At 73.4% G+C, this 2633-nt stretch carries 2 protein-coding genes; both read left to right on the top strand.

Annotated elements, in window-relative coordinates; genetic code table 11:
• Positions 1–32 precede the first annotated feature (32 nt).
• Positions 33–1487 (top strand): MFS transporter, encoded by a 1455-nt coding sequence (locus tag EAO70_RS35715; RefSeq protein ID WP_148006952.1) that lies wholly within the window; start codon positions 33–35, stop codon positions 1485–1487.
• On the top strand, positions 1484–2633 hold a 1150-nt coding region (locus tag EAO70_RS35710; protein WP_148006951.1), incomplete at its 3' end, for an amidohydrolase. The genes EAO70_RS35715 and EAO70_RS35710, both read left to right, overlap by 4 nt.

Genomic DNA, 2633 nt, shown 5'->3' with positions numbered 1-2633 from the left:
CCCGGCCCCTTCCCCCCGAACAGGTGGTACGTATGACGGACACCGACACCGCGCGGACGCCACAGGCGTCACGGGCCGTCGTCCGCGCGACCCCCGGCGCCGCCGTGATCGCCTCCGTCGCGCTCGTCGAGCTGTCCAGCGGCATCACCCAGGGCTTCCTCTCCCCGCTCCTGAAGGGGCTCACGGAGACCCTCCGGGTCACCGCCGCGGAGCTGAACTGGATCAGCATCGCCAACCTGCTCGCGTCCGTCGCCTTCACCCCGGTCCTGTCCCGGATGGGCGACCTCTACGGCCACCGGCGCATCCTGCGCTGGAACCTCGCGATCGTCCTGCTCGGCTCCGTCCTGGTCGGCTTCAGCCGCTCCTTCGGCGTGCTGCTCGCCGGCCAGATCCTCCAGGGCGCGTTCGCGGGCTTCTTCCCGCTGCTCGTCGGCGTCCTCCGCAACCGCGGCGGCGCGGACGGCGACGGGGAGTCCCGGCGCGGCATCAGCTACATGGTCGCCGCGCTGGTCGCCGGCATCGCGGTCGGCCTGGTCGCGAGCGGCTTCGTGGCCCGTACCGTCGACAGCCCCACCGCCGCCCTCTGGGTCCCCACCGCTGCCGTCGGCCTGGCCCTCGCCGTCACCTGGCCGCTGCTGCCCGAGTCCGAGGCCCGCCCCGGCGGACGGATCGACTGGGCGGGCGGGATCCTCCTGTGCGTGGGTCTCGTCGCGATCATGCTCGGCCTGGGCATGGGCGGACTGCCCGGCTGGGAGTGGACCTCGCCGCGCACCCTCGGCTGTCTGGTCGGCGGCGCGCTGGTCACCGCCCTGTGGGTGCGCGTCGAACTGCGGATCGCGGAGCCGATGATCGACGTCCGGATGTTCCGGCGCCGGAACGTCGTGACCGTCTCCCTGGTGACGGTGACCTTCACCGTCCCGATGATCGGCCTCCAGGTCGCGAACCCCGTCTTCATGGGCACCGGGCCCGAGCACGGTTACGGACTCGGTCTCGACCCCTTCGCCACCGGCCTGGCCATGCTCCCCAACATGCTCGCCATCGCCGCCGGAGCGCTGGCCGCGCCGAGGGTCGCCGCGGCGGTCTCCGACCGGCTGACGCTGTGCGCGGGCTCCCTGCTGATGGCCGCCGGCTACCTCGCCTCCCTGACCTGGCACGGCTCGATGCCGCTGTTCCTGGCCGGAACGGCCGTCGCGGGGCTCGGCATCGGCTTCCTCCAGCACTCCACCCGCACCCTGGCCGTCGAGTCCGTGCCGCCGGACCGGACGTCCGTCGGCTCGGGGATCAACGAACTCCTGATCAACGTCGGCGGCTCCGTCGGCGCCGCGATCGTCCTCACCGTGTTCGCCGCCCGTACCCCGGCCGGCGAGACCCTGCCCGAACTCGGCGCCTACACCACCTCCTGGACGATCTGCGCGGTCGTCTCCCTGGCGGGCGCCGCGCTCGCCCTCCTCTACCGCACGCCGAAGGACCGCGAGGCCCGCTCATGACCACCACCACGACCGCCCCCCTGGACCGGCTGCGCGCCCGCACCCGCGACCTCGTGACGAGGTGGCAGGACGACGTCCTCGCCCTCAGCCACCAGCTGCACGCCGACCCCGAACTGGCCTACGAGGAGCACCGGGCGGCCCGCCGCATCACGGACCTGGTCGAATCGGCCGGTTTCGACGTCACCCGGGGGGTGTGCGATCTGCCGACGGCGTTCACGGCCACCGCGGGCAGCGGTGACCTGGTCGTCGGGATCTGCGCGGAGTACGACGCGCTGCCGGGCATCGGCCACGCCTGCGGCCACAACGTCAACGGCTCGGCAGCCGTCACCGCGGCCCTGGCCCTCGCCCCGCTGGCGGACGAACTCGGCATCACCGTCAAGCTGCTGGGGACCCCGGCGGAGGAGTCGGGCGGCGGCAAGGTCGACATGCTGCGCGGCGGCGCGTTCGACGACGTCGCCGCCGCGATGATGGTGCACGCCGCGCCCGCGGACTCCGTGGGCATGAGCTCGCTGGCCATCAGCAGCTGGAAGGTCGGCTACACGGGCCGCGCGGCGCACGCCGCAGCCATGCCGGAGCGCGGGGTCAACGCCGCCGACGCGATGATGATCGCGCAGGTCGCCATCGCCGCGTACCGCCAGCAGATGCGGCCGGGAGCGGTCGTCTCCGGCGTCGTCACCTCGGGCGGTGACGCGGCCAACGTCATCCCGGCCCGCACCGCGGCCGACTACGACTGCCGCGCGGTCACCAGCGAGGAACTCCGCGAACTCCAGGCCCGCATCCGGGCCTGCTTCGAGGCCGGCGCCCTCGCCACCGGCGCCGAACTGGCCCTGGAGGCCGTGGGCAACGACTACGCCGACCTCCGCCAGGACCTCGCGATGTCCCGCTCCTACCTCGCCGCCGCCCGCGCGCTGGGCCGCGACGCGAAGGCCGAGGACCCCTCGATCCGCGGCGGCTCGACCGACATGGGCAACGTCTCGCACCACGTACCGACCATCCACCCCATGATCGGCTACGACTGCGGCGACACGATCATGCACAACCCCGAGTTCACCCGCTACGGCACCACTCCCCAGGCCGACCGAGCGGTCCTGGACGGAGGCCTGGCCATGGCCTGGACAACCCTCGACCTGGCCACGGACCCCACCC

The organism is Streptomyces sp. adm13(2018) (assembly GCF_008042145.1).
In the GTDB taxonomy this organism is placed as follows: domain Bacteria; phylum Actinomycetota; class Actinomycetes; order Streptomycetales; family Streptomycetaceae; genus Streptomyces.
The sequence above is the reverse complement of the archived record's forward strand: the minus strand, read 5'-3'. Positions and strand labels throughout refer to the sequence as shown.